Genomic DNA, 25,615 nt, shown 5'->3' on the forward strand with positions numbered 1-25,615 from the left:
ATTATAAAGTAATCTTAACTTTAATTTGTTACACTTTTAAACAAAAAAATCATGCCTTTATACCACAAATTAGGAAGTTTTCCGCAAAAAAGACACACACAATTCGAAAAACCAACAGGTGGTTTGTATTACGAACAACTCTTTGGAACAGAGGGTTTTCACGGTCATTCGTCATTGTTATATCACGTTCACAGACCAACACAAGTCAAAGAAATTCTAAAATCTTATTCGGTTGAACCAAAAATTGCCATTGGAAAAAACATCAAATCATTACTGTTAAAAGGTTTTGAGTTAAAACCCGAAGACGATTTTCTGGACAGCCGCAAAGCCATGTTGGTCAATAAAGATTGTACAATAGGATTAGCCGCGCCAAGACAATCATTACGCAACTATTTTTATAAAAATGCCGATGCGGATGAAATGATTTTCATTCACAAAGGGAAAGGAAAATTGCGCACCATGATGGGAAATATTCCTTTCGAATATGGCGATTACTTGATTATTCCCCGCGGAATGATTTACCAAATTGATTTTGAAACATCAGAAAACAGACTTTTCTACGTCGAATCATTTGCGCCTTTTTACACGCCAAAACGCTATAAAAACGAATCAGGTCAGCATTTAGAACACTCGCCTTTTTGCGAACGCGACTTTATTTTGCCAAACGAGTTAGAAACGCACGATGAAAAAGGTGATTTCCTAATTAAAATCAAGAAAGAAGGAATGATGCATGAAGTTGTTTATGCCACGCATCCCTTTGATGTTGTGGGTTGGGACGGTTATAATTTTCCGTACGGATTCAGCATTCACAATTTTGAACCCATAACGGGTCGCGTACATCAGCCGCCACCAGTTCATCAAACTTTTGAAACTTCAACTTTTGTCGTTTGTTCGTTCGTTCCAAGGTTGTACGATTACCACCCAAAAGCAATTCCAGCGCCCTATAATCATAGCAATATTGATAGTGATGAGGTTTTGTATTATGTAGATGGCGATTTCATGAGCCGCAATAATATCGAGCAAGGTCATATTACATTGCACCCAAAAGGTATTCCACACGGACCTGCGCCGGGAGCTATGGAACGCAGTATAGGTCATACAGAAACCCACGAATTAGCGGTTATGGTAGATACCTTTCGCCCGCTAATGGTAACCGAAGAAGCAATGGGATTAGATGACGGTCAGTATTATAAATCGTGGGTTGATTAACGTTTATTGTATTTAGATAATAATAAGGAGCTATTTCCTGCTGTACACTTTATCTTTTCCTGGCTAAAGAAGCCAGAAAAAGGATGTCGTTTCCATCAGGGCTAGGGCTTTATAATAAACAACAACATAATTTTAAATTAATAAATCTGTGTATGTCAGTTTTATCCGCGTCATCCGCGTTCCAAAATTAGATTTACCGAATAAAAAATAAATACCATGTCAAAAGAAGTAAAATCAGTAGAATACGGTCTAGAAAAAATATTTGAAGGAGCACAAGATTTCCTTCCTTTATTGGGGACTGATTATGTAGAATTCTACGTAGGAAACGCAAAACAATCCGCACATTATTATAAAACTGCTTTTGGTTATCAGTCATTAGCGTATGCCGGACTAGAAACTGGCGTGAGAGACAGAACATCGTATGTGCTGAAACAAGATAAGATTCGCATCGTATTGACTACGCCGTTAACACAAGATTCTCCTATACACGACCATTTAAAAAAACACGGAGATGGTGTGAAAGTTGCGGCACTGTGGGTAGAAGATGCCACAAGCGCTTACGAAGAAACCATGAAACGTGGTGCGCGTTCATTTATGGAGCCTACAGTAGAAAAAGACGAATTTGGAGAAGTGATTCGGTCTGGAATATACACCTACGGGGAAACGGTTCATATTTTTGTAGAACGTAAAAATTACACTGGTGTTTTCCTTCCAGGCTATAAAGAATGGAAATCTGATTATAATCCGGAGCCAACGGGATTAAAATACATAGACCACATGGTGGGAAATGTGGGTTGGAACGAAATGAATACTTGGGTTAAGTTCTATGAAGAAGTAATGGGATTTGTAAATTTCCTTTCTTTTGATGACAAACAAATCAATACAGAATATTCAGCGTTGATGAGTAAAGTGATGTCAAATGGAAACGGAAGAATCAAATTTCCGATTAACGAACCTGCTAAAGGAAAGAAAAAATCACAAATTGAAGAATATTTAGATTTTTATGGCGGACCCGGAATTCAGCACATCGCAATTGCAACAGATGATATTATCAAAACGGTTTCGCAATTGAAAGCACGGGGAATCGAATTTTTGTCTGCTCCACCGCATACGTATTATGAGGCTATTCCAGAGCGATTAGGCGATCACATGAAAATGATGAAAGAAGATCTAAACGAAATTGAGAAATTAGCCATCATGGTCGATGCTGACGAAGAAGGATATTTATTGCAAATTTTTACAAAACCAGTACAAGACAGACCAACCTTATTTTTTGAGATTATACAAAGAATGGGTGCCAAAGGTTTTGGTGCAGGTAACTTTAAAGCCCTATTTGAGTCAATTGAGCGAGAACAGCAATTGCGAGGAACGTTATAAAAATATATTATTTTTATACATAATTAAAAAATAAGCCGTAAGTTGCCCCTTATTTTGCAGATGTTGTGTTAAACTTTTTTTTTAACAAAAACAACTGGATTTGTTAACTACCTTTGCACACGCAAAAAGGGTAGGGGTGGTTTCCTACCTGATTTCATATAAATTTCATAGTTTATAGTTTTTTGGTTAGTTAATAGCATAAAAACTCAGTCATTATTTGACTGAGTTTTTTTGTTTTGATATATTTGGAACAAAATTTGCTCCAGCAGTCAATAAATTGACAAATAAAGTAATGAAAAAACTAATCTTATTCTTTGTATTGATAGTAACAGTTGGCTTTGATTCTCCTCAGGAAGATGCTTACGGCGCAGGCGAATGGTTTAAATTCAGAATTCATTACGGAATTGTGAATGCAGGTTATGCAACGCTGGAGGTTAAAGAAGCTACAGTTAACAGTAAAAAAGCTTTTCATGTTGTTGGGAAAGGATATACAACTGGAATGTCTCGTTTTTTCTTCAAAGTAGATGACTTATATGAAAGTTACATCGATAAAGAAACTGGAAATCCATACCAATTTGTTCGCAAAATCGATGAAGGTGGCTACACTAAAAATCAAGAAGGGTTTTTTAACCAGGCGACAAATAGAGTTGTAGTAAAAGATTACAAACATAAAACTGAAAAAATACTTTATATTCCAAAAAATACGCAAGATATTTTATCTGCATTTTATTATTTAAGAAACTATCCTAGTATTGATGAACTAAAAATTGGGGAATCAGTGGCAATTGACATGTTTTTTGATGATGAAACTACTAAATTCAAGCTAAAGTTTATTGGGAGAGAAAATATAACCACTAAATTTGGCGTTGTTCCTGCAATGATTTTTAGACCTTTGGTACAATCAGGACGTGTTTTTAAAGAGCAAGAAAGTCTTACGGTCTGGATTTCTGATGATGACAATAAAGTACCGCTCAGAATAAAAGCAAGTCTGGCAGTAGGATCAATTAAGGCAGATATAGAAGGATATAGAGGATTGAAAAATCCTTTTAAAACTAAAAAATAATGAGCACAAAAGATAATTCAGAAGCTATTTTAAAAGAAATTGCGCTTAAATATGAAGCGATAAATCAAAAAACGGAAACGCAGCTGGAAGGATTATTGTGGTCAAAACCAATTACCTATTGGGATTATATACAAACGGATGCTTTATTGAATCTTCAAATTCAAAGAACGACGCTTCCGGATGAAATGGTTTTTATCATGTACCATCAGGTTAATGAATTGATATTTAAAATGATACTTTGGGAGATAAAGCAAATTTCCTATTGTGAGAAGATCAACACGGTTTTTTTTACCGAAAGATTAATGCGAATCAGCCGTTATTTTGATATGTTAACCACGTCTTTTGATATTATGGGAAACGGAATGGAAGTGGAACAGTATATGAAATTCAGAAATACGCTTACACCAGCCAGCGGTTTTCAAAGTGCGCAGTACCGCTTTATAGAATTTTCATCAACAGACCTAATAAATCTGATTGATCATCGTTATAGAAATACGATAGACCGGAACACCACCTACGAGTTTGCATTAGAGCATTTGTATTGGCAGGCCGCTGGAAAAGAATATCAAACCGGTAAAAAATCATTTTTGCTAGAAGAGTTTGAAAAAAAATACAAGAAAGAATTTTTAGTATTCATGGAGGAATACAACACCATTAATATTTGGCAGAAATTTAAGCAATTACCGCCAATAGATCAAAAAAATCCAGAATTGATTCAGGCGATGCGTCATTATGATCATACGGTGAATATTACTTGGGTAATGCAACATCTGAATACAGCCAAAAAATATATAGATCAAAGTGGTAAAGGAGATGGCGAAGCTACAGGTGGAAGTGATTGGAAAAAATACATGCACCCAAAATACCAAAGAAGGATTTTCTTTCCGGAATTATGGAGTAGCCATGAATTAGAAAATTGGGGAGTAGAAATATAGATTGAAAAAAAAACAAGGTTTGAAACAAATATTTATTATCATTATTGCGCTGTTTACTTTAGGATCATGTAAAAAAAAGGAGGAAATAGCACCAGAAAAAGTAGTGAAACTTATTACCAAAAAGAGTGAATTTGGGTTCGTTCTTGCTGATTTTAATATCGTCAATGATACTATCGAGAGAGGAGATACTTTTGGAACTATCATTCAAAACCAGAATCTTGCTGGGCGAAAAGTGTATGAAATTGTTGCTCAAGTACGAGATTCTTTTGATGTAAGGGGCATTAGAACAAACAAGCCCTTTACGTTGTTAAGATCAAAAGATAAAAAACATAAATTAGAGTATTTTATCTATCAACCGGATAATTTGAGTTATTACGTAATTGATATGCGGGATACAATCGTTTCGGTTTATAAAAAGACCAAACCCCTAACGATCAAACGGCGAAGTATTGGAGGTGTTTTGAAAGAATCCCTGTCTGCAACTCTAGGGAATGCCAAAATAGAAGGTGCATTGGCAAGCAAAATAGCAAAAATTTATGCATATTCCATTGATTTTATGAAGCTCAAAAAAGGAGATCGTTTTGCGATAACTTTTACGGAGCGTTTTATAAATGATTCTGTTTATGACGGAGTCGAAGAGCTGGAAGCCTCCTTTTTTGAATACGGAGGCAAAATTATTTACGCTTTTCCTTTTGCTCAAAACCCTGATTCAGATAGAGTGGAATATTATGATGAAAATGGAAAAACGCTTAAAAATTTCTTCCTTAAATCCCCAATAAAATTCAGTAGAATATCCTCTCGATTTTCATCCAGTCGTTTTCATCCCGTGCAACACCGCTGGAAAGCACACAAAGGAACGGATTATGCTGCACCACGCGGAACTCCCATCACCGTCACCGCAGCAGGTGTCGTAGTGCAAAGTGGTTTTACTGCCGGAAATGGAAATTATGTAAAAGTAAAACATAACGGAACCTACTCTACGCAATACCTGCACATGTCAAAAATTTTGGTTAGACGAGGACAGCGGGTCAGTCAAGGGCAAGTCATTGGCTTGGTGGGAAGCACTGGGTTGGCAACAGGGCCACATGTGTGTTATCGATTTTGGAAAAACGGCAGACAAGTAGATGCATTGAGGCTTAAATTACCAAGCGGCGAACCTATGAATGGCAGCAATAAAAGTCGTTTTTTGACACAAATAACACCTTTGAAATTTGAACTAGATAGTGTGGCTAATTTGTAAATCACAGTTGTAAAATCAGCACAATTTTTTTTTTTAGAAACGAGTTGCTTACTATTAATCCCAATAAAGACCCGTGTCTTGTTATATCACTATAGGATAATATAATGCAAAACCATTTTTCATTAAAACTAATTTAAGTATTTTTGTCTAAAATTTATTAAAAATACTTATACATGTCTTTAAATACTATAAACCCTACTGAAACGATTGCTTGGAAAAAACTGGAAGCACATTATATCCAAATGCAAAAATCATCTTTGCAAGAATTATTTCAATTAGATGGGGACAGAACAGATAAATTTAATCTAAAATGGAATGATTTTTTAATAGATTATTCTAAAAATAATATCAATCAGGAAACGATGCAACTGCTGTTAGAGCTGGCCGATGAGGTTGGACTAAAAACAGCGATTTCAAATTATTTTGATGGATCAATAATTAATCAAACTGAAAATAGAGCCGTACTTCATACTGCGTTGCGCGCCAAAGAATCGGCAGTCGTTACCGTTGACGGTGTTAATGTAATTCCGGAGGTTTATGAAGTAAAACATAAAATCAAAATATTTACAGATGAAGTCACTTCAGGAGAAAGAACTGGTTTTACTGGCAAACCGTTCACTGATGTTGTCAATATAGGCATTGGAGGATCGGATCTTGGGCCTGCAATGGCTGTAGAGGCTTTACAATTTTATAAAAATCATTTAAATGTTCATTTTGTTTCTAATGTTGATGGCGATCATGTAACTGAAATCATTAAAAAACTGAATCCGGAAACTACTCTTTTTGTGATTGTTTCAAAAACATTTACGACACAGGAAACACTTACCAATTCTGAAACCATCAGAAAATGGTTCTTACAAACCGCAACTCAAGAGGATGTAGCGAAACATTTTGTGGCGGTTTCCAGTAATGTTCAAAAAGTTACAGAGTTTGGGATCAATCCAGACAATATTTTTCCAATGTGGGATTGGGTTGGCGGAAGATTCTCTTTGTGGAGCGCCGTTGGACTTACTATAAGTTTAGCCGTAGGATATGATAATTTTGAAGGCTTTTTGAAAGGTGCCAATGAAATGGATGAGCATTTCAAAACTGCTGATTTTGACAAAAACATGCCTGTGACGTTAGCGTTATTAAGCATTTGGTACAATAATTTTTTTGGTGCCGAAAGTGAAGCGTTGATTCCGTACACGCAATATTTACATAAATTAGCGCCCTACCTGCAGCAAGGAACAATGGAAAGCAATGGTAAAAGTGTAGGTCGAGATGGTAATCCAGTCGATTATCAAACCGGTACGATCATTTGGGGAGAGCCGGGAACCAATGCACAACATGCTTTTTTCCAGTTAATACACCAAGGAACAAAATTGATTCCTGTCGATTTTATTGGATTTGTAAAGCCTTTGCATGGAAACAACGATCATCATGATAAATTGATGTCTAACTTTTTTGCACAAACCGAAGCATTAATGCACGGTAAATCTAAAGAACAAGTACAAGCAGAATTTGATAAACAAGGAATTCCTGCTGATAAAGCTAAATTTTTGTTGCCTTTTAAAGTTTTTACTGGCAACAAGCCAACAAATACTATTTTAATTCAAAAGCTGAGTCCCGAAACGCTGGGATCTTTGATTGCTTTGTACGAGCATAAGATTTTTGTGCAAGGAGTTATATGGAATATCTTTAGTTTTGATCAATGGGGAGTTGAGCTGGGAAAACAATTAGCGAGCACTATTCTAGAAGAAATAGACACAAAAACGGTTAAATCTCACGACAGTTCTACGACATTTTTATTGGATCATTTTTTGAAAAATAAATAGCGAGCAATAGACCACTAATTTTGATGTTTTTGACCTAACATCAATTTTTAGTGCATTATTCTTAAACATAAAAAGCCCTGATTTTTTTAAAATCAGGGCTTTTTATGTTTAAGTAGCTTTACGATAGTGTTTTTATTGAAAATATTGCTATTCCTAAATAGTATTTATAACTGGTAATTATCTAAGAATTATGTAACAAAAAGTAGGTTTAAGTAAAGTGTTGTTTTTTATTGTATTAATAAAAAAGGGATAAATTTTTTGGACTAAAATGACTGCAAAGTAGAAGTTTCATCCTTAACGTTGTGTTAACTTATTAGAGTTAAAATGTTATATTTTTGCCAAAATTAATAAACTAAATAACAATGAAGGCAATGAAAAATTGGTTACTCACTGGGTTAATGTTTTTTGTAGTTTCAGCAGTTTTTTCTCAAGGAAAAATAAATGGAACTATAACTGATGGTAAAAGTTCTCTGCCGGGAGCGAATGTTGCTATCAAAGGCATTAAAATGGGATCGTCAACAGATTTGAACGGTAAATTTTCTTTAGAAAGTACAGTAAGCACTGGTGAATTGATTATTTCTTTTGTGGGATTCGATGAAAAAATAGTTAAATTTTCAGTTTCACAAGGAGGAACAACTAATTTAGGAACGATAGTTTTAAACGAAAATTCAAATGAATTAAGCGAAATTATTGTTAGAAGCAGTGTTATTGATATTGCTAAAGACAGAAAGACTCCGGTTGCTGTTTCAACAATCAAAGCGTCTGAGATTCAGGAAAAATTAGGGTCTCAGGAATTTCCTGAAATTTTAGTAAATACTCCTTCGGTTTATGTTACAAAACAAGGGGGTGGTTTTGGAGATTCAAGAATTAATATTCGTGGTTTTGATCAAAGAAACATTGCGGTTATGATCAACGGAATGCCAGTGAATGATATGGAAAATAGTGGTGTTTATTGGAGTAACTGGGCTGGTTTATCTGATGTGACATCTGCAATGCAGGTTCAAAGAGGTTTAGGATCGTCTAAGTTGGCAATTTCATCCGTAGGAGGAACTATCAATATTGTTACAAGAACTTCTGATTTGAAAGAAGGTGGTGCCGTTGCTACAACTTTTGGTAATGCAAATTATTTAAAAACACAAGCATCTTATTCTACAGGTAAAATGGCAAATGGATTATCTGCTTCATTTTTATTGAGTCAAACTCGTGGAGATGGTTATGCAGATGGAACTGAGTTTCAAGGGTACAATTACTTCATAGCTTTAGGTTATGAGTTTAATAAGAAACATGATATTCAATTCACTTTTACAGGGGCTCCTCAATGGCATAATCAAAGAAGTTTTGCAAACCCATTGTCAGAATACATTAAATATGGTAATCCAACAGCAAACGAGCCTAATATAAAATATAACTCTAATTGGGGATATTTAAATGGTCAGGAATTTTCTTGGACAAGAAACTTTTACAGTAAGCCGGTAGCATCATTTAATTATGATTTTAAAATCAGCGAAAAAACAAAACTATCTTCTGTATTTTACGGATCATGGGGTCGAGGTGGAGGTACTGGTAACATTGGTAAAAATCCTTTTTCATATAAAACCAAAGACGGTTTAGTGCCTTTTGATGATTTTTATGCTTACAACACAGGAACATATTCTTTTGCAAATGGAAGTAGTGTAACTAATTTAGGAACACCTCTTGCACCTAGTACAGCTGCGGGACACGTTGGAGAGTATGTTACAAACAGATCTGCAGGTTTTACAAGAAGAGCATCAATTAATTCTCATGACTGGTATGGTGCTGTTATTAACTTGAACCAAAAACTAACAAATGAATTAACACTTGATTTTGGTGTTGATGCAAGAACTTATACAGGGTATCACTTTAGAAATATAAATAATAGATTGGGTGCCGATGTGTATTATGATAATACAAATATAAACAACAAACCAGACGGTAGATATTTGTATGAAACGTACGCTGCTTCACCAAGTGCAAATCCATTTACGGACATAAAAGATCAAGAGAAAATCGAGTACAATAACAATGGATTAGTTAGATGGTATGGTGCTTTTACTCAATTAGAGTATTCTACTGAGAAAGTATCTGCATTTTTTCAAGGAGCAGTTTCTCAACAAGGCTTTAAAAGAGAAGATACTTTTGTATACCTAGAATCAGATCCATTATACAGTACAGATTATGAAAATATTTTAGGTGGAAACGTAAAAGGGGGAGTGAATTACAATATTGATGAAAATCATAATGTATTTGTAAACTCAGGATATTACTCAAAACAACCATTTTTTAATGCTGTTTATCCAAATAATAAATCTACTGTTAATGAAAATTTGATCAATGAGAAAGTGTTGGGCTTAGAGGCAGGATACGGTTTCCGTTCCTCTGTTTTCAATGCTAGTTTAAATGTGTATTATACTTCGTGGAAAGATAGATATCAAAGATCTACTGATGCAAGTATAGATAATTTTGGTGGTTATTTTGATTTTTCTGGAATTACTCAAATACACTCAGGTATTGAATTAGAAATGAGCGCTAAGCCATTACCTAAATTAAGTTTAAACGGTATGGTTTCTTTAGGAGATTGGAATTACGAAGGCGATGTAACTAGTAATAGATTTGATGCTAACAATCAGCAAATTGGTACTGGTAGCACATTGTATTTAGATAATGTAAAAGTAGGAGATGCTGCTCAGTTTACGGCTAGTTTAGGTGCTAAATATGAAGTAGTAGAAAGAGTTACGGTTGATGCAAATTATAGAGTTGCTGACAAATTATATGCGTCAATCGACCCTGCAAGATTTTCGGCACAAGATAACAAAGGATCTTTAGAATTACCTTCTTACGGATTGATGGATGCTGGTTTCTCATACAAAATGCTTGTTGGTAGAAATAAAAGTAATTCAGTAATTTTCAGATTGAATGTAAATAATGTGCTAGACGAAGTTTACATTTCTGAATCAAGTACTAATATTTTTGCAGATGATAACGTAAGCTCAACTAATCCAGCATTGGGGACTTATGCGTCAAACAATAGAACCTATAATGGTGTTGCAACTGCAAATCAAGTTTACTTCGGATTTGGAAGAACTTGGAATTTTAGTTTGCGTTACAACTTCTAATAAACTTTAGAAGATTATACAGCCCTCATTTCAATTTGAAATGAGGGTTTTTTTATGCTTAAAAAGCAAAGATTTAGCTTCAGGAAAATATCGAAATTTGAGTTTAAAAAAATGAACACTATCATTTGCAGTCAAAAAGCAAAAAAAAATGTTTAAGAAAAAAAATATTTAGGCCAACCGCAATATTCTTAACGATTCGTTAACTTATTAGAGTTAAAATGTTATATTTTTGCCAAAATTTTTTAACTAAACAAAAAAAAACAAAAATGAAAAGAATTATTTTTATTTTGATTATTTTTTTATCAGTTGTAGGTCATTCGCAGGTCACTAGTTCTGCTATGTCTGGTACTGTTAAATCAAATGCTGGAGAGACTCTTCCGGGAGCTTCAGTTGAGGTGGTTCACACACCTACAGGAACAAAATATTTCTCAACTACAAGTGCCAACGGAGGCTATGCAGTTCAGGGTATTAGACCAGGTGGTCCTTACACTGTAAGAGTGACTTATGTGGGTTACAAAACAACCGAAATTACGGAAATTAATGCTCCTTTAGGGAATAATTTAACTGTAAATATTGTTGTAGAAGAAGAATCAAATGCATTGAATGAAGTAATTGTTACTACAAAATCGAAAGGTAATTTTAATAAAGGAAGAACCGGAGCATCGCAACAATTTTCTAATAGAGAAATTACAGCAGTACCAGTAACAGGAGCACGTTCTATAAATGCAATTACAAAATACAATGCTAACGCAGGTAGTAATGGTACTTTTGGAGGTCAGGACTCAAGATTGAACAACTTTACTATTGATGGATCTGTATTTAACAATGGTTTTGGTTTAGGTAGCGACTCACAAGCGGGAGGAAGAACTGGTTCTACAGCGATTTCTTTAGATGCTATCGAGCAATTACAAGTAAATATTGCTCCTTACGACGTTCGTCAATCTGGATTTTTAGGATCAGGAATAAACGCAGTTACTAAAAGTGGAACAAACGAAATTGAAGGATCAGTTTACAATTCGTTTAGAAGCAACAAAAAAGACTTCATAGGGAGTAAAGCAGGAGATAGAACTGTAGTTCCAGGAAAATTTGAAGAAAAAATTTGGGGCGCTAGAATTGGAGCACCAATCATTAAAGATAAATTATTCTTTTTTGGTAATTTTGAAACCATAGAAAATATAAGCCCGGCTACTACTTGGACATCTACAGATTCACCACAAGCAAGCGCTCAGGTTTCAGCACCTACTTTTACTGAGATGCAAACACTTTCTAATTTTTTACAAGACAAGTTTAATTACACAACTGGACCTTGGGAAAATTATGATTCAGAAAGAATTTCTAAAAAATTCCTAGCAAGACTAGATTGGAATATCAATGACAATCATCAATTGACAGCTCGTTATGTATTTCATGATTCAAGTTCTGATGAGTTAACTTCAAACTCAAATTCATTAGGTTTTGGAAACAGAAGAACAAGTCCTCTTGCAATGTCTTTCAAAAACAGTGGATACGTTATTCAAGATAATACTAGATCAGTAGTTTTAGAATTGAACAGTAAATTAAGTAATTCTTGGTACAATAATTTCATAGCTGGTTATGATAAGCAAATCGAAGACAGAGCTTTGCAAGGTGGAGGTTTGTTTCCAACAATCGATATAAAGAACGGTTCAAACACTTATATTTCAGCTGGTTTAGATCCATTTACACAGGGTAATAAACTTTCTTATTCTACTTTACACTTTACTAATAATTTGACAAAAACTACAGGAATACATTCCTTATTATTTGGTGCTAATTTCGAGTATTTTAAATCAAGCAACTTGTTTTTCTCTGGGTCAAACGGTGTTTATATTTTTGATTCACTAACTGATTTTTACGCAGCGGCTAATCAATCTGCAAACACTGGTGGAATTCCATCAACAACTGCACTTCCTGCACGTTTCCAATTCAGATATTCTGCATTGCCGGGTGCACAAGAGCCATTGCAAATATTTAAATCAAATAAATTAGATTTGTATACGCAAGATGAAATGAAATTGAGTGACCGATTCAAATTAACAGTTGGATTACGTGCATCAGCTGTTTGGTTTGCTGATACAGCGCTTGAAAACCCTGCTGTTACTGCTTTAACTTTTGGACAAGGACAAAAATTCAATACTGGCGAAATGCCGGAAACTCAGTATTTATTTGAGCCAAGAGTTGGTTTTAACTTAGACTTAAATGGCGATGCAAGTACATTACTTCGTGGAGGTAGTGGTATTTTTACAGGTAGAGCACCTTCAGTTTATTTATCTAATGCTATTGGAAATAATGGTGTACTTACAGGTTTTGTAGATGTAAGTGGAGCAACATTAGCTGCAGGTGGATATGGTTTTACACCAAATCCTAATGATTATTTCATCCCTGAAACGCCAACACTTCCTACTACATTTGAATTGGCTTTCACAGATAAAAAATTCAAATTTCCACAAGTTTGGAAAACTAACATAGCGGTTGATCAAAAACTTCCTTTTGGTTTTGTAGCTACTGTAGAAGGTATTTTTCAAAGAAATATTAATGCAATCCATTATTACAATGCTAATTTTGAAGCGCCAGTTGGAACTTTCAGTGGCCCTGATAACAGACCAAGATACGCTCGTTCAAATGCAGGTGTTCGTGTAAATGATAATGTTTCAAGTGCAGTTGTTTTAACAAATACTGACAAAGGAACTTTCTACTCTACAACTTTTAAATTAGAGTATCCTTACAAAAAAGGTCTTTGGGGATCTTTTGCCTACACGCATTCAACTGCAAATGATTTATTATCTCCTGGTTCGATTGCTTCTGGTTCATGGACAGGCGCTAGATCTGTAAATGGTAATAATGATTTGCCATTAGCATTGTCTAATAACAATACACCACACAGATTGGTGGGTATTCTAGGATATAAAATTGAATATGGTAAAAATGTAGGAGCAGCGACTTCTATTAACTTAGGATACATTGGAGAACAATCTGGGCCATTTTCTTATGCTTACGGTGGTGATATGAATGGTGATTTAGTTAATGGAAATGATTTAATTTATGTCCCAATGAAAGCATCGGATATTCAATTTTCGAATATAATAGCTTCGGACTTTAATTCTTCTATAAGAGGAACTGCAGCAGGGGACGTAATAGTTTATACACCAGCACAGCAAGTTAGTGCTTATGACCAGTACATTGAGCAAGATAAATATCTTTCTTCAAGAAGAGGGCAATATGCTGAAAGAAATGGTGGAGTTTTACCTATGTTGCATAGATTGGATTTATCTGCAACCCAAGATTTTTATATCACAATAGCTGGTAAAAAGAACAACTTCCAATTTAGAGCTGATATCTTAAACTTTACTAATTTCATTAATAAAGATTGGGGTGTTACACAAAGAGTTACAAATGCGAACGTTTTAAATTATAATATAACGACTGCAAATGTTCCTTTTTATAAATTAGCAACTCAAGTAGAAGCTAATGGAACAAGAGTTTTAATTAAAGATACTTTCCAGAAAAATGCGTCAACATTTGATGTTTGGCAAGCGCAATTTACACTTAGATATATTTTTGGTAAATAAGAGTTATTTAAGTATTTGAATTTTTAGAACCACGTTGAAAAACGTGGTTTTTTTATGCCTTTTTTTCTTATATTTGTTAAAACAAAAATATTTTTTATGTACGATTTTATTCAAAAATTCCATTCAGGCTGGGCTTATCTGGCGCTTTTAGTATTAGTGGTTGCCGTTGTTAATTCCTTGATTGGGATGTTTTCTAAAAAAGAATTTACTGCCAAAGACAGAAAAATTGCTCTCTTTGCATTAATCGGAATTCACACACAATTATTAGTGGGTATCATTTTATACTTTGTGTCTCCTAATGGATTAAATATGATAAAAGCCGTTGGAATGGGCGGGTTAACGACAGAAAGCAGATTATTAGCTTTAGAGCATCCTTTGATCAATATAATAGCAATAGTTTTGATTACAATAGGTTGGTCAAAACATAAAAAATTAATCACAAGTGAATCTAAATTTAAGACATTTTCTATTTATTATGGTTTAGGTTTAGTGCTTATTTTGAGCCGAATCCCATGGAAATTATGGTTTTAAAAAACCTTTTAAGCTCTAGAAATAGAGCTTTTTTTATCTAGGTATGGTTTTTGTAAAATAGATTTAACTAAAAAAACATAAATGAAAAAATCAATAACATTCTTTTTTTTGTTGGCAATAATCACCTTTGCCAGCAGCCAAAGTTCTACCACCGAAAGACAAAAAGCAAGTACACAAAAAGATACCATCAAAAAAAGTCGAGCAGCAATCGAGCTGGAAGATAAAAAACTAGATTCTTTGATCTCTTCTTTAGATAAATTTAAAATTTACAAGAAAGCCGCTCACGCATCCTATTACGCAGATAAATTTAATGGCAGACGTACTACTAGCGGAACCAAATTTGACAACAATAAATATACCGCGGCACACAAAAAATTGCCCTTTGGAACCAAAGTAAAAGTGACCAATGAAAAAAATGGCAAGTCCGTAATTGTAGAAATTACTGATAGAGGTCCATTTGTCAAATCAAGAGAAATTGACCTTTCTAAACGGGCATTTATGGATATTGCAGCTAATAAAAATAGCGGCGGGTTGCAGGTAACAATAGCGGTATTGAGTAATTAGATTACCAATTTCTAAAAGGATTATTGCTCAAGTAGGAATTGTAATAACGAGTATCACCCGTAACTTCTTTGTCCAACCAATTTGGTTTTTCAAAAGATTCGTTTTCTGACTGCAGCTCAACCTCAGCCACAATAAGTCCTTGGTTTTCACCATGAAATTCGTCTACTTCAAAGATGTGATTCGCTATTTTTATTTCAAAACGCGTTTTGTCAATTACTCCTTTTTCACACAAAAGTAATAATTGTTGCGCATCAGCTACGGGAATTTCTTTTTCCCATTCAAAACGGGACGTCCCACTGTCATTAGAAATTCCCTTTACAGTCAAAAAGCCCTTGTCTCCTTTGATCCGCACCCGCACTGCACGCTCTGGGGCTGAGTTCAAGTATCCTTGCGCAATGTGATTTTGTGTAAAGGCAAATGCCTTAAACGAGTCATCTTTGACTAAAAACTTTCTTTCTATTTCTATCATTTCAATCGGAATTTAATTAGTTTTTGGAGCCATTTCCAGCTATGCATTACAATTTCTCAATCATAAAACTTTTTTTCAATGTAAAAAAAGGAGCTTCTTAGGTCGCTCTTTTTTTACAAGAAAAAATAGTTTTTTTCATTCGAAGATTTCCATTTCTATCTGGGCTATTCCCAGCAAACAAAGGTATTGATTAATTTACTTTTTTTGGTTTCAATGACTTGGTCAAAATTGGATCTTCTTTAATTGTAAATACGCTTTAGTATTTTCAGATTGTTGGAATAATAGATAAAAATCTTGGATTAATGTCGTAAGCTAAAACGACAATTTTAACTTTATGGTAACGAAAATTCATCGGTCTGTTCGTATTTTTACAGCAAAACAGACAAAGTTGATTAAACCATTTTTTAAAAATAAATACAAGCCAACCCCAATTGGAGTACTTACGGAATTCTTTGGTGAAGCAGAATCTTGGCGGGACGTGGAAGACAAATTAGAGCCGTTGATTGAATTGATTCGGTTGATTCGTCCTGCACAAACAAAAAAAGCAACAACAGTCGATTTACAGCGCATTATTACTTTCTTGAAGGAAAATTATGCGTGTAAGAAACAATTCTCCATTTATCTGAAAGAAATTTTAAAAGACGTCAAATTTAATAAAATCCTATCAGATGCGGCAATTTTGCAAGATGTGGATTTTTTGTTTGAGGTCAAAAAAAGAATTTTCGCTAAGTTTTTACCTTATCAACCCCAAAAAGACACTTTAGAATACATTCTTAATCAGGTTTTTTATCTAGCAAATGACGGAATTTGGGTTAGAAAGATTCCACAAGAGCAATTGGAGGAATTATACAAACTCTTAAAGTTCAAGTCTATTTATGACAGTGTGGCTCCTTACTCGGTTTTATCTGAAGTTTTAGTATCCATGCACTTAATTACACAACGCATCAGCGGACGCGCGATGGAAACAGATGTGATCAAAATGGTACCTGAATTTGATGATTTTGAAAGTCCTTTTTCAGCTTTTGAAAAGGAACTATTTCAAATGGAAGATTATGTCAGGAGTTCCGAAAAGCATTTTATCACTCCCGATAATTTGTCCTATTCACAGCTGATGGTATTGCACAAGCAATGTGAGGAATTTGTAGATAGAGCTTTTCACAACAGTTCTAAGTACGGGATTTCACTGCGGGTAAATCAGAACTTACTTAAAATCAGACAGCAATTAGAGCGACTTAAATTTTTAATCCCGTTGCTTATCGTTGGAAAGGAAAGCGATAAAAAAAACAATGGAATTATTTTAGCGCTTCGTTTGATAAAGTTCAATTGCTACAAGAACAATGTTAGGAAATTCATTGCCGAAAGTACACAGTTGATTTCGTATGAAATAACACAGCACACGGCTAAAACGGGAGAGCAATACATCACAGAAAGCCGTAAAGAATATTTTAAAATGTTCCGTACTGCATTAGGAGGTGGCCTAATTGTGGGCATATTGTGTATTATTAAGGTTTTGCTTTCTAAGGCAGACACCAGTTTTTTTGGGCATGCTTTTTTGTATAGTATGAATTATGCCTTTGGATTTATCGCTATTTATCTTTTGGGATTTACTTTGGCTACAAAGCAACCGGCAATGACTGCTGCGGCTTTGATAAAAGCTTTACAAAAAGGGGTTGTCAAACAAGGAAAAGAAGCAGAGAAATATGAAGCTTTTGCTATTCTTTTTGCTCGAGTGTTCCGGTCCCAGTTTATTGCTTTTGTGGGGAATGTGATTATGGCTTTTCCGGTATCATTACTTGGAATTTGGCTAATTGATTACGCATTTCAGTATAATATTGCGGCAACTAAATGGGAGACGTTGCTTATTGATATTAGTCCAATTCATTCACCAGCTATTTTTCATGCGGCAATTGCTGGAGTTTTTCTGTTTTTATCTGGGATTATTTCAGGAAGCGTTGCCAACAGAGATAAGCACAATCAGGTTTTTTTCCGGATAACGGAACATCCTATTCTAAAAAGAAGTTTAGGAAAAACGCGTACTTTAAAGTTAGCGCAACTGTATGAAAAAAAAGGAGCTGGAATTATTTCTAATTTTTGGTTTGGTGTTTTTATGGGTAGTACCGCTTCAGTAGGTTTGTTTTTGGGCTTGAATCTTGATATTAGGCATATTACTTTTGCTAGTGGGAATCTTGCCTTAGGCTTATATGGAGCAAATTATCAAGTGAGTGAATCAATGCTTTTTTGGGGTATTTTTGGGATTGGAGTGATTGGTGTAGTGAATTTTATAGTTAGTTTTAGTCTTTCGTTGGGATTGGCGCTCCGCTCTCGGGCCATTTCACTATTTGAATTGCGATTCATAGCTGCTTCAATCTGGAATCATTTTAAACATAGACCCATTAGTTTCTTTTTTCCAACAGAAAATAAAAAGAAGTCAGATGTTATTGTCAATTATTTGACATCAGAAGGCAAAGGCGAATGAAAATAGATGATTTTTAGAAAGAAATTAAGCGTGGTGTTTGACTTGTACTAAACGATTAGTTGTGCAGTACTTAATAGAAAATGGTAATGCAATCAGGATTTGTTCCTAGAGACTCGTGTAGGTTTGTTGGATTTTAGTGCTGCAATATATAATCTACAACTAGTTGTATGATTTGTTTTATCTGCAAGATTTACTCTTGTTGTTAGTATAAATAGAAATATGGTACTTGTAAATCAAAATTATAAATTTGATTATAGCGTGCTAGTCGTAGCAAATACCTCTAAACAATTTATGTTGTAAATTTGCCAATCGCAAGGTAAATTGCGTTTGAAGATTTTTTTCTAAATTCTTTCGATGTTCAAGAAAAATAGATATTAATTCTGATTTAAATAATTTCGCTGGACAAAATGATTCCAAACAGAAAAATTATACATGTGGATATGGATGCATTCTACGCTTCGGTTGAGCAAATGGATAATCCATTATTGCGCGGGAAACCCATTGCGGTAGGAGGTTCAGAAAACCGTGGTGTGGTAGCAGCAGCTAGTTATGAGGCCAGAAAATTTGGAGTGAAGAGCGCAAGCAGCGGTGTTATGGCTAAAAAAAATTGTCCCGAACTTATTTTTGTTAAACCACGATTCGAACGGTACAAAGAAATCTCGAGTAAAATCCAAAAAATTTTTTATGAATACACAGATTTGGTTGAGCCATTGTCCTTAGATGAAGCCTATTTAGATGTGACAATTAACAAGAAAGGGAATCCCAGCGCTACTTTATTAGCACAAGAAATAAGACAACGTATTTACAATGAAGTGGGCTTGACGGCCTCAGCAGGCATTTCCGTCAATAAGTTTGTCGCTAAAATTGCCAGTGATTATAACAAACCCAACGGTCAAAAAACAGTTAATCCAGAAGATGTTACTTCGTTTATGGAAGAATTAGCCATTCGGAAATTTCATGGAGTAGGCAAAGTTACTACCGAGAAAATGTACCAACTAGGTATTTTTACAGGAAAGGATTTAAAAAGTAAATCGGTAGATTTTCTAGAGCGACATTTTGGAAAGTCAGGGATTTTTTATTTTAATGTGGTCCGCGGAGTTCATAATAGTGAAGTAAAATCGAATCGAATATCTAAATCAGTAGCTGCAGAACATACTTTTGATACTAACCTTTCCTCAGAAATTTTTATGATGGAACAACTGGATCTCATTGCTGATATTTTAGAAAGAAGATTAAAGAAAAAGAACGTGGCTGGAAAAACAATCACCTTAAAAATTAAGTATAGCGATTTCACACAACAAACCAGAAGCAAAACATTGCCTTATTTTATTTCTGGTAAAGGAATGATTCTAGAGGTTGTAAAAGAGTTGTTGTATCAGGAGCGTATGAAAAATTCTGTTCGTTTGCTCGGTATTTCCTTAAATAATTTAAATACAGAGGAGAGAAAATTTGTCGTTGTACAATTAAAATTTGATTTTTAAAAAAGGGAATCAAGTTCAACAATGGTTAAAGTTAGATAATTTTTATTATTTCGGTGTAAATAAAATTACATTTGATCCTTTAAATTAATTTAGTATGAAGGATCTTAGAGAATATGAAGAGGCTATTGCAATGTATAACAAGAGATTAACGATCAAGACTGTTCCTGTGTACTCATGGGATTTTCATGATGAATTTTTGATTTCAGTCAAGAATTTTTTCTTGGATTTGAACAGACTGAATACAATTGCTCTACAAAATAAGTGGATTCATAATAATTGGGATTTAAAAAGTAGCCTTAAAGAAGAAGTGATAATCGTTACTGATAGCAATTTGAAAATTGTTTTTGCCTCCCATAATATCAAAAAGATGAATGGGTATGAAGAAGCAGAGGTGTTGGGAAAAAGTCCAAAGATGTTTCAGGGTAAGGTTACTAATCTGAGTACGTCAAGTGAAATTCGTAATGCGATAATTGGTCAGGAGGCTTTTGAAAAAACAGTATTGAATTATAAAAAAAATGGCGATGTTTACGTTTGTCTGATCAAAGGATTTCCTGTTTTTAACAGCAAAGGTCAGTTAAGTCATTATATCGCTTTCGAGAAAGCAGCCTAAAAAAAGAAAACCTTTCCAATTTGGAAAGGTTTTCTCTTATAAAAAACGATTGAATTTAGTTTTTACTATTTAATTTTGAAAGTAACCTTAAAAATTCGATATACAACCACACTAAAGTAATCATTAGTCCCATGGCGCCATACCATTCCATGAATTTTGGCATTTTTTGTGCTACGCCTTTTTCGATTCGATCAAAATCTAAAAATAAATTTAAAGCAGCAATTACAATCACAAAAATACTAATTCCGATACTCATTAGTGAGTTCCCATAATGTACGGGAACAAAACTGGTAAACATCGAAAACACCCATGAGAGAACATAATAGGTGGCGATTGCTAATGTTGCTGCCACAACAACGGATTTGAATTGTTCTGTTACTTTTACAATTTTATATTTATACAATCCCAAGCAAACTATAAAAGTTACAAAAGTTGCTCCAACTGCTTGTATAACAATTCCAGGATACTTAGCTTCGAAAATTGCTGAGATACCACCAATAAACAGTCCTTCAAACAAGGCGTAACCAGGTGCTAGAAAGGGAGCGTATTGTGGTTTGAAAGCTGCTATCACAACTAGAATAAGTCCAATTACTGCACCTCCAATTGTCAAAGCAATTGGATTCATCCCATTAAAAGCCAACCACCAAACTACGATAGCTGAAGCCAAAAGAAGTAAAAATAAAATTAAACTTTTATTAATGGTTCCTGACAAAGTCATGTCTTGGTTGTAATCTATTATGGTAGCTTGATGTACTTCGTCCTTTTTAGAAACTGCCGTTGTCGAAAATGTTTTATTGTTTAGAAATGGATTTTTAGAATTTAAACTCATAATTCATCGGGTGATTTGTTTTCCAAATATAAATTTTATTTGGCAAAAATTGTTCAAGTAGACTGTTATTTTTTAATTTGATCCGTTGTAATATTAAAAAATCCGTCTTATTTCGTTTAGTAACGAAACAAGACGGATCACTAGAAAAGTAGTTTTAACTATTCTATTTCAGAAACTCTCAAGGTATTTACCATTCCTTTTTCCTTTATTGGCATTGCTGCTAAGTTGATAACAAAATCACCTTTTTGTACAAAACCTTTTTGTTTTACAATTTCGTTTATGTCTGTCACGGTATCATCTGTACTTACGTCCTTAGTGTACATAAAAGATTTTACTCCCCACAATAGGTTAAGTTGCGTTAGGATTCTTTTGTTTGAGGTAAATACTAGAATATGTGCATTTGGTCTCCAAGCAGAAATCTGGAAAGCAGTATATCCACTATTTGTTAATGTACAGATTGCTTTTGCTTTAATTACATTAGCCATCGTTGCTGCGTGGTGACAAATTGTTTTAGTTATAAAACGTTTTGTTTTTATCTGTGGTGTGTTTTGTGGTACATGAATGAGCGGTGAATCTTCAACCGCTTCGATGATTTGAGTCATTTTTTGAATTACCTGAACCGGGTAATTTCCAGTTGCTGTTTCTCCAGAAAGCATTACAGCATCTGCGCCATCCATAACAGAGTTCGCAACATCATTAACTTCAGCACGAGTTGGTGTAAGTGAAGTGATCATTGTTTCCATCATTTGTGTAGCAACGATAACAGGTATACGAGCTGTTTTAGCACGTCTAATCAATTCTTTTTGAACTAGTGGTACTTCATGAGCTGGAAGTTCTACGCCTAAATCCCCACGAGCAACCATCAATCCGTCACAATAAGCAACAATTTTGTCAATATTTTCTAATGCTTCAGGCATTTCAATTTTAGCAATAATTGGTATTTTATGATCAGAGTGTTTGGCAATTAATTCTTGTAATTCTTGTAAATCTTGAGGTGTTTTTACAAAAGATAATGCCATCCAATCCACGTTTTGACCAATAGCAAATATGGCATCAGCAATATCTTTTTCAGTCATTGCTGGTAAAGATATTTTTGTATTTGGTAAGTTTACCCCTTTCTTAGATTTCAATTCGCCACCTTGAATGACTCTTGCAATTACTTCTGATTTTTTATCGGTTTCAACGATTTCGAAGATCAGTTTACCGTCATCAAGTAAAATTCTCTCTCCAGGATTTACATCATTTGGAAAGTTTTGATATTTCATAAAAACTTTCTTCGCAGTTCCAAGAATATCTTCGGCAGTAGTAAATGTTATTAAATCTCCATCGTGAACTACTACACCCTCTTCCATAACTCCTACTCGAAGTTTTGGACCTTGTAAATCACCAAGGATTGCTGTTGTATAACCAAACTCTTCGTTTAATCCTCGGATAAGGCTTATTTTTTCTTTTACATCATTGTAGTCAGCATGTGAGAAGTTTACTCGGAACACATTTACACCAGCTTCAATCATGTCTTTTATGATCTCTCTTGTACTGCATGCAGGCCCAAGTGTGGCTACAATTTTAGTTTTTTTGTTTGTAAGCATTGTATTAAAAAATTAAATTGTTTTTAGATTTTATTTTGTTTGTATCTACTATATAAACAGCCGATATACTGTTTATGGTATTTAATAGTAGTTGTATTTTAGATCCGTTTACGGTATCGTTATTGTTTTCTATTTTTAAAAAGTAATCTACTTTTTTGAATTCGGGAAGTAAAAAAACTTTTACTGAAACCTCCATGTGTATGTTTGAAAATAGATTTTGGTTATTTATTTTGTTATATTGAATAACCTCATTTTTATTTTGAATCAAATTCCAAGACAAGCCACTTTCGATATCGTCATAATAAAATCGAGAAAAACTTGTTTCTCCTTCTTTGATATTAATTTGAATTTCATTTTTACTTTTACTCAAATTTATGGGCAAGATTTGATTAATAAAAAACGCCAATCGATAGTCTTCCAAGGAAGTATGAATCGCAAAAAGGTAGTAATCTATTTCGTCAAATTCGCCAAGATCAAGCTTGTGATTCGCCATTTTGTGAAAAAATATCCTGTAAATATAGTATTTCTATTGAAGTATCTACCGTTCGAGATGCGATGTTTTTGTTAATTTATAAACGAAAACGATATAGTTTTGTGCATTTTAATTTATTTTCTATTCATTTTTTCTTGAAATACAAAATAAGCGCGTTGGGATGCTTTTTCTTCTGCTTTCTTTTTTGAGGTTGCTCTGGCTTTAGCAATCACTTTATCGTCGATGCTCAATTTCACACCAAAAAGACGTTGGCCATCAATAGCATTGTCTTCAAAAATATCATAATGAAATATTTTTTTCTCTTTTTGACACCATTCTATAATCAGACTTTTGTAGCTGATTACTTTACCTTCGAGTCTTGCAATATCTACATAAGGAACGACAACTCTTTTTTGAATAAATTTTTCGCAGTATACGTAGCCTCGGTCTAAGTAAATTGCTCCTACTAATGATTCGAATATATTTCCATGAATATTTTCGCCAAAATGCTGTAATGGCACTTTGCTTTTGATGTGTTGTACTAAATTTAAATCTTTGCCTAATTCGTTCAAATGTTCTCTGCTGACAATTTTTGAACGCATTTTTGTTAGATAACCTTCATCTCCTGCGGGTGCCTTATCAAATAAATGAGCTGCAATAACTGAGCTTAGCATAGCATCACCTAAAAATTCTAACCGTTCGTAATTGATGGGGTTTCCTAAAGCGTCTAACCGATTGGAAGAACGGTGGGTAAATGCTTTTTTGTAGAGATCAAGATTTAAAGGGGCAAATCCTAAAATTTTCTCGATAGAATCAAAAAAAATCCCGTCTTCTGGAGAACGGGATCTTGAAAATATTTTTCTAATTATACGCATTTATAATTAGATTTCTAATTTTTTTACTAATACACAGGCATTGTGACCTCCAAAACCAAATGTATTGCTCATCACCACATTCATTTCTCTTTTTTGAGCTTTATTGAACGTAAAGTTGAGTTTAGCATCTATGTTCTCATCATCTGTAAAATGATTGATGGTTGGGGGAACCAGTCCGTGTTTTAAAGAAAGTATCGATGAAATTGTTTCCACTGCTCCAGCTGCACCAAGTAAATGGCCAGTCATGGATTTAGTTGAATTTAAATTCATCGTGTAAGCGTGTTCACCAAAAACATGTAAAATTGCTTTTGATTCGGCCATGTCCCCAAGCGGCGTTGATGTACCGTGCATATTTACACCGTCAACATCGCTAGCTTGTAATCCAGCGTCTCTTAAACAGTTTAGCATCACGTTTTTAGCGCCTAGTCCTTCAGGATGCGGAGCTGTGATATGATAGGCATCAGCTGACATACCGCCACCACCTATTTCGCAATAAATTTTTGCTCCACGGGCAACTGCATGTTCGTATTCTTCAAGTACTAATGCTCCAGCTCCTTCACCTAAGATGAAACCATCTCGGTCTTTGTCCATTGGTCTTGAAGCAGTTTTTGGATCATCATTTCTTGTCGATAATGCATGCATGGCGTTAAAACCTCCCATGCCTGCTATAGTAACGGCAGCTTCTGAGCCTCCGGTTACCATTGCATCTGCGTGACCTAATCGAATATAGTTGAAAGCGTCAATAATAGCGTTTGTTGAGGAAGCGCAAGCAGATACCGTCGTGAAGTTTGGTCCTCTGAACCCATATTTTATAGAAATATGACCACCAGCAATATCGGAGATCATTTTTGGAATAAAGAAAGGATTAAATTTTGGTGTACCATCTCCAGCTGAAAAGTTTATCATTTCAATTTGAAATGTTTCTAATCCGCCAATTCCTGAACCCCAAATAACACCTACTCTGTCTTTATCTAATTTTTCATAATTGAAACCAGCATCAACAACGGCTTCATCAGAGGCAACCATTGCATATTGCGCGTAGCGATCCATTTTTCTGGCCTCTTTCCTGTCTAAGAAATCTTCCGCTTTAAAATTTTTCAATTCGCAAGCAAATTGAGTCTTAAATTTTGAGGCATCAAAATAAGTTATTGGCGCCGCTCCACTAACGCCGGTAATGAGCCCATTCCAATACTCTTCAATGTTATTTCCAATAGGTGTAAGAGCGCCTAAACCTGTAACAACAACTCGTCTTAATACCATAGATTCTTTATTTTTTGTTATCTTTAAACAAATAAAACCCATGCTATCTTCAGCGTATTATTCGTACAAAAGAGCCATGGGTATTACAGTAAATATA

General features: G+C 34.5%; 19 protein-coding genes. 13 read left to right on the top strand and 6 right to left on the bottom strand.

The annotated features are described in order from the left end of the window. Positions 1 to 51 precede the first annotated feature (51 nt). The 10 genes from ACEN2F_RS08065 to ACEN2F_RS08110 all read left to right on the top strand — a co-directional run bounded on the left by ACEN2F_RS08065 (position 52) and on the right by ACEN2F_RS08110 (position 15,457). The gene (locus tag ACEN2F_RS08065) at positions 52 to 1,209 is read left to right on the top strand and encodes a homogentisate 1,2-dioxygenase (RefSeq protein ID WP_441737742.1); all 1,158 of its coding nucleotides are present in this window, start codon (positions 52 to 54) and stop codon (positions 1,207 to 1,209) included. 216 nt (positions 1,210 to 1,425) lie between these two features. Then, positions 1,426 to 2,586: a 4-hydroxyphenylpyruvate dioxygenase gene (gene hppD, locus ACEN2F_RS08070; protein WP_441737744.1), complete on the top strand. Its 1,161-nt coding sequence runs from the start codon at positions 1,426 to 1,428 to the stop codon at positions 2,584 to 2,586. 292 nt (positions 2,587 to 2,878) lie between these two features. Continuing rightward, positions 2,879 to 3,649 (top strand): DUF3108 domain-containing protein, encoded by a 771-nt coding sequence (locus tag ACEN2F_RS08075; RefSeq protein WP_441737746.1) that lies wholly within the window; start codon positions 2,879 to 2,881, stop codon positions 3,647 to 3,649. Beyond that, positions 3,649 to 4,584 carry a tryptophan 2,3-dioxygenase family protein gene (locus ACEN2F_RS08080; RefSeq protein WP_441737748.1) on the top strand — a complete coding sequence of 312 codons (936 nt, stop codon included), beginning with the start codon at positions 3,649 to 3,651 and terminating at the stop codon, positions 4,582 to 4,584. The genes ACEN2F_RS08075 and ACEN2F_RS08080 overlap by 1 nt, the downstream gene beginning before the upstream one ends. Before the next feature lie 19 nt (positions 4,585 to 4,603). Further along, entirely contained in the window at positions 4,604 to 5,824 is a 1,221-nt protein-coding gene (locus ACEN2F_RS08085; RefSeq protein WP_441737749.1) for a peptidoglycan DD-metalloendopeptidase family protein, read from the top strand. 173 nt (positions 5,825 to 5,997) lie between these two features. Continuing rightward, the gene (gene pgi / locus ACEN2F_RS08090) at positions 5,998 to 7,641 is read left to right on the top strand and encodes a glucose-6-phosphate isomerase (protein ID WP_441737751.1); all 1,644 of its coding nucleotides are present in this window, start codon (positions 5,998 to 6,000) and stop codon (positions 7,639 to 7,641) included. Between the two features lie 362 nt (positions 7,642 to 8,003). Next, positions 8,004 to 10,775, top strand: a complete 2,772-nt coding sequence (locus ACEN2F_RS08095; protein ID WP_441737753.1) for a TonB-dependent receptor — start codon at positions 8,004 to 8,006, stop codon at positions 10,773 to 10,775. Between the two features lie 266 nt (positions 10,776 to 11,041). Beyond that, positions 11,042 to 14,362: a carboxypeptidase regulatory-like domain-containing protein gene (locus ACEN2F_RS08100; RefSeq protein ID WP_441737755.1), complete on the top strand. Its 3,321-nt coding sequence runs from the start codon at positions 11,042 to 11,044 to the stop codon at positions 14,360 to 14,362. A gap of 96 nt (positions 14,363 to 14,458) precedes the next feature. Next, positions 14,459 to 14,893 carry a hypothetical protein gene (locus tag ACEN2F_RS08105; protein ID WP_441737757.1) on the top strand — a complete coding sequence of 145 codons (435 nt, stop codon included), beginning with the start codon at positions 14,459 to 14,461 and terminating at the stop codon, positions 14,891 to 14,893. 81 nt (positions 14,894 to 14,974) lie between these two features. Further along, positions 14,975 to 15,457 carry a septal ring lytic transglycosylase RlpA family protein gene (locus tag ACEN2F_RS08110; protein WP_441737759.1) on the top strand — a complete coding sequence of 161 codons (483 nt, stop codon included), beginning with the start codon at positions 14,975 to 14,977 and terminating at the stop codon, positions 15,455 to 15,457. Position 15,458: 1 nt separating this feature from the next. Here ACEN2F_RS08110 and ACEN2F_RS08115 read toward each other — a convergent pair whose 3' ends face one another. Then, positions 15,459 to 15,926 carry a CYTH domain-containing protein gene (locus tag ACEN2F_RS08115; protein WP_441737761.1) on the bottom strand — a complete coding sequence of 156 codons (468 nt, stop codon included), beginning with the start codon at positions 15,924 to 15,926 and terminating at the stop codon, positions 15,459 to 15,461. A 334-nt stretch (positions 15,927 to 16,260) separates the two neighbouring features. Here ACEN2F_RS08115 and ACEN2F_RS08120 point away from each other — a divergent pair, with 334 nt between their 5' ends. From ACEN2F_RS08120 to ACEN2F_RS08130, 3 genes are all read left to right on the top strand, one after another. Further along, positions 16,261 to 18,402, top strand: a complete 2,142-nt coding sequence (locus ACEN2F_RS08120; protein WP_441737762.1) for a recombinase — start codon at positions 16,261 to 16,263, stop codon at positions 18,400 to 18,402. A gap of 407 nt (positions 18,403 to 18,809) precedes the next feature. Then, positions 18,810 to 19,883: a DNA polymerase IV gene (gene dinB, locus ACEN2F_RS08125; RefSeq protein WP_441737764.1), complete on the top strand. Its 1,074-nt coding sequence runs from the start codon at positions 18,810 to 18,812 to the stop codon at positions 19,881 to 19,883. 94 nt (positions 19,884 to 19,977) lie between these two features. Further along, positions 19,978 to 20,493 carry a PAS domain-containing protein gene (locus tag ACEN2F_RS08130; protein ID WP_441737766.1) on the top strand — a complete coding sequence of 172 codons (516 nt, stop codon included), beginning with the start codon at positions 19,978 to 19,980 and terminating at the stop codon, positions 20,491 to 20,493. 55 nt (positions 20,494 to 20,548) lie between these two features. On the opposite strand, the gene ACEN2F_RS08135 is transcribed toward ACEN2F_RS08130, so the two are convergent. From ACEN2F_RS08135 to fabF, 5 genes are all read right to left on the bottom strand, one after another. Continuing rightward, on the bottom strand, positions 20,549 to 21,322 hold the full coding sequence (locus tag ACEN2F_RS08135) for a Bax inhibitor-1/YccA family protein (protein WP_441737768.1): 774 nt from the start codon (positions 21,320 to 21,322) through the stop codon (positions 20,549 to 20,551). Positions 21,323 to 21,480: 158 nt separating this feature from the next. Next, positions 21,481 to 22,911, bottom strand: a complete 1,431-nt coding sequence (gene pyk, locus ACEN2F_RS08140; protein WP_441737769.1) for a pyruvate kinase — start codon at positions 22,909 to 22,911, stop codon at positions 21,481 to 21,483. A 4-nt stretch (positions 22,912 to 22,915) separates the two neighbouring features. Then, positions 22,916 to 23,404, bottom strand: a complete 489-nt coding sequence (locus ACEN2F_RS08145; protein WP_441737771.1) for an IPExxxVDY family protein — start codon at positions 23,402 to 23,404, stop codon at positions 22,916 to 22,918. Between the two features lie 113 nt (positions 23,405 to 23,517). After that, on the bottom strand, positions 23,518 to 24,258 hold the full coding sequence (locus ACEN2F_RS08150) for a ribonuclease III family protein (protein ID WP_441737773.1): 741 nt from the start codon (positions 24,256 to 24,258) through the stop codon (positions 23,518 to 23,520). A 6-nt stretch (positions 24,259 to 24,264) separates the two neighbouring features. Further along, positions 24,265 to 25,518 (bottom strand): beta-ketoacyl-ACP synthase II, encoded by a 1,254-nt coding sequence (gene fabF, locus ACEN2F_RS08155; RefSeq protein ID WP_441737775.1) that lies wholly within the window; start codon positions 25,516 to 25,518, stop codon positions 24,265 to 24,267. Between the last annotated feature and the right edge of the window lie 97 nt (positions 25,519 to 25,615).

The organism is Flavobacterium sp. W20_MBD1_R3 (assembly GCF_052119725.1).
Classification (GTDB): Bacteria; Bacteroidota; Bacteroidia; order Flavobacteriales; family Flavobacteriaceae; genus Flavobacterium.

What these genes read in the sequence shown, in the direction of transcription:
- ACEN2F_RS08065 (WP_441737742.1), top strand. Translation starts at nt 52, where the DNA reads ATGCCTTTATACCACAAATTAGGAAGTTTTCCGCAAAAAAGACACACA.
- hppD (WP_441737744.1), top strand. Translation starts at nt 1,426, where the DNA reads ATGTCAAAAGAAGTAAAATCAGTAGAATACGGTCTAGAAAAAATATTT.
- ACEN2F_RS08075 (WP_441737746.1), top strand. Translation starts at nt 2,879, where the DNA reads ATGAAAAAACTAATCTTATTCTTTGTATTGATAGTAACAGTTGGCTTT.
- ACEN2F_RS08080 (WP_441737748.1), top strand. Translation starts at nt 3,649, where the DNA reads ATGAGCACAAAAGATAATTCAGAAGCTATTTTAAAAGAAATTGCGCTT.
- pgi (WP_441737751.1), top strand. Translation starts at nt 5,998, where the DNA reads ATGTCTTTAAATACTATAAACCCTACTGAAACGATTGCTTGGAAAAAA.
- ACEN2F_RS08095 (WP_441737753.1), top strand. Translation starts at nt 8,004, where the DNA reads ATGAAGGCAATGAAAAATTGGTTACTCACTGGGTTAATGTTTTTTGTA.
- ACEN2F_RS08100 (WP_441737755.1), top strand. Translation starts at nt 11,042, where the DNA reads ATGAAAAGAATTATTTTTATTTTGATTATTTTTTTATCAGTTGTAGGT.
- ACEN2F_RS08105 (WP_441737757.1), top strand. Translation starts at nt 14,459, where the DNA reads ATGTACGATTTTATTCAAAAATTCCATTCAGGCTGGGCTTATCTGGCG.
- ACEN2F_RS08110 (WP_441737759.1), top strand. Translation starts at nt 14,975, where the DNA reads ATGAAAAAATCAATAACATTCTTTTTTTTGTTGGCAATAATCACCTTT.
- ACEN2F_RS08115 (WP_441737761.1), bottom strand. Translation starts at nt 15,926, where the DNA reads ATGATAGAAATAGAAAGAAAGTTTTTAGTCAAAGATGACTCGTTTAAG.
- ACEN2F_RS08120 (WP_441737762.1), top strand. Translation starts at nt 16,261, where the DNA reads ATGGTAACGAAAATTCATCGGTCTGTTCGTATTTTTACAGCAAAACAG.
- dinB (WP_441737764.1), top strand. Translation starts at nt 18,810, where the DNA reads ATGATTCCAAACAGAAAAATTATACATGTGGATATGGATGCATTCTAC.
- ACEN2F_RS08130 (WP_441737766.1), top strand. Translation starts at nt 19,978, where the DNA reads ATGAAGGATCTTAGAGAATATGAAGAGGCTATTGCAATGTATAACAAG.
- ACEN2F_RS08135 (WP_441737768.1), bottom strand. Translation starts at nt 21,322, where the DNA reads ATGAGTTTAAATTCTAAAAATCCATTTCTAAACAATAAAACATTTTCG.
- pyk (WP_441737769.1), bottom strand. Translation starts at nt 22,911, where the DNA reads ATGCTTACAAACAAAAAAACTAAAATTGTAGCCACACTTGGGCCTGCA.
- ACEN2F_RS08145 (WP_441737771.1), bottom strand. Translation starts at nt 23,404, where the DNA reads ATGGCGAATCACAAGCTTGATCTTGGCGAATTTGACGAAATAGATTAC.
- ACEN2F_RS08150 (WP_441737773.1), bottom strand. Translation starts at nt 24,258, where the DNA reads ATGCGTATAATTAGAAAAATATTTTCAAGATCCCGTTCTCCAGAAGAC.
- fabF (WP_441737775.1), bottom strand. Translation starts at nt 25,518, where the DNA reads ATGGTATTAAGACGAGTTGTTGTTACAGGTTTAGGCGCTCTTACACCT.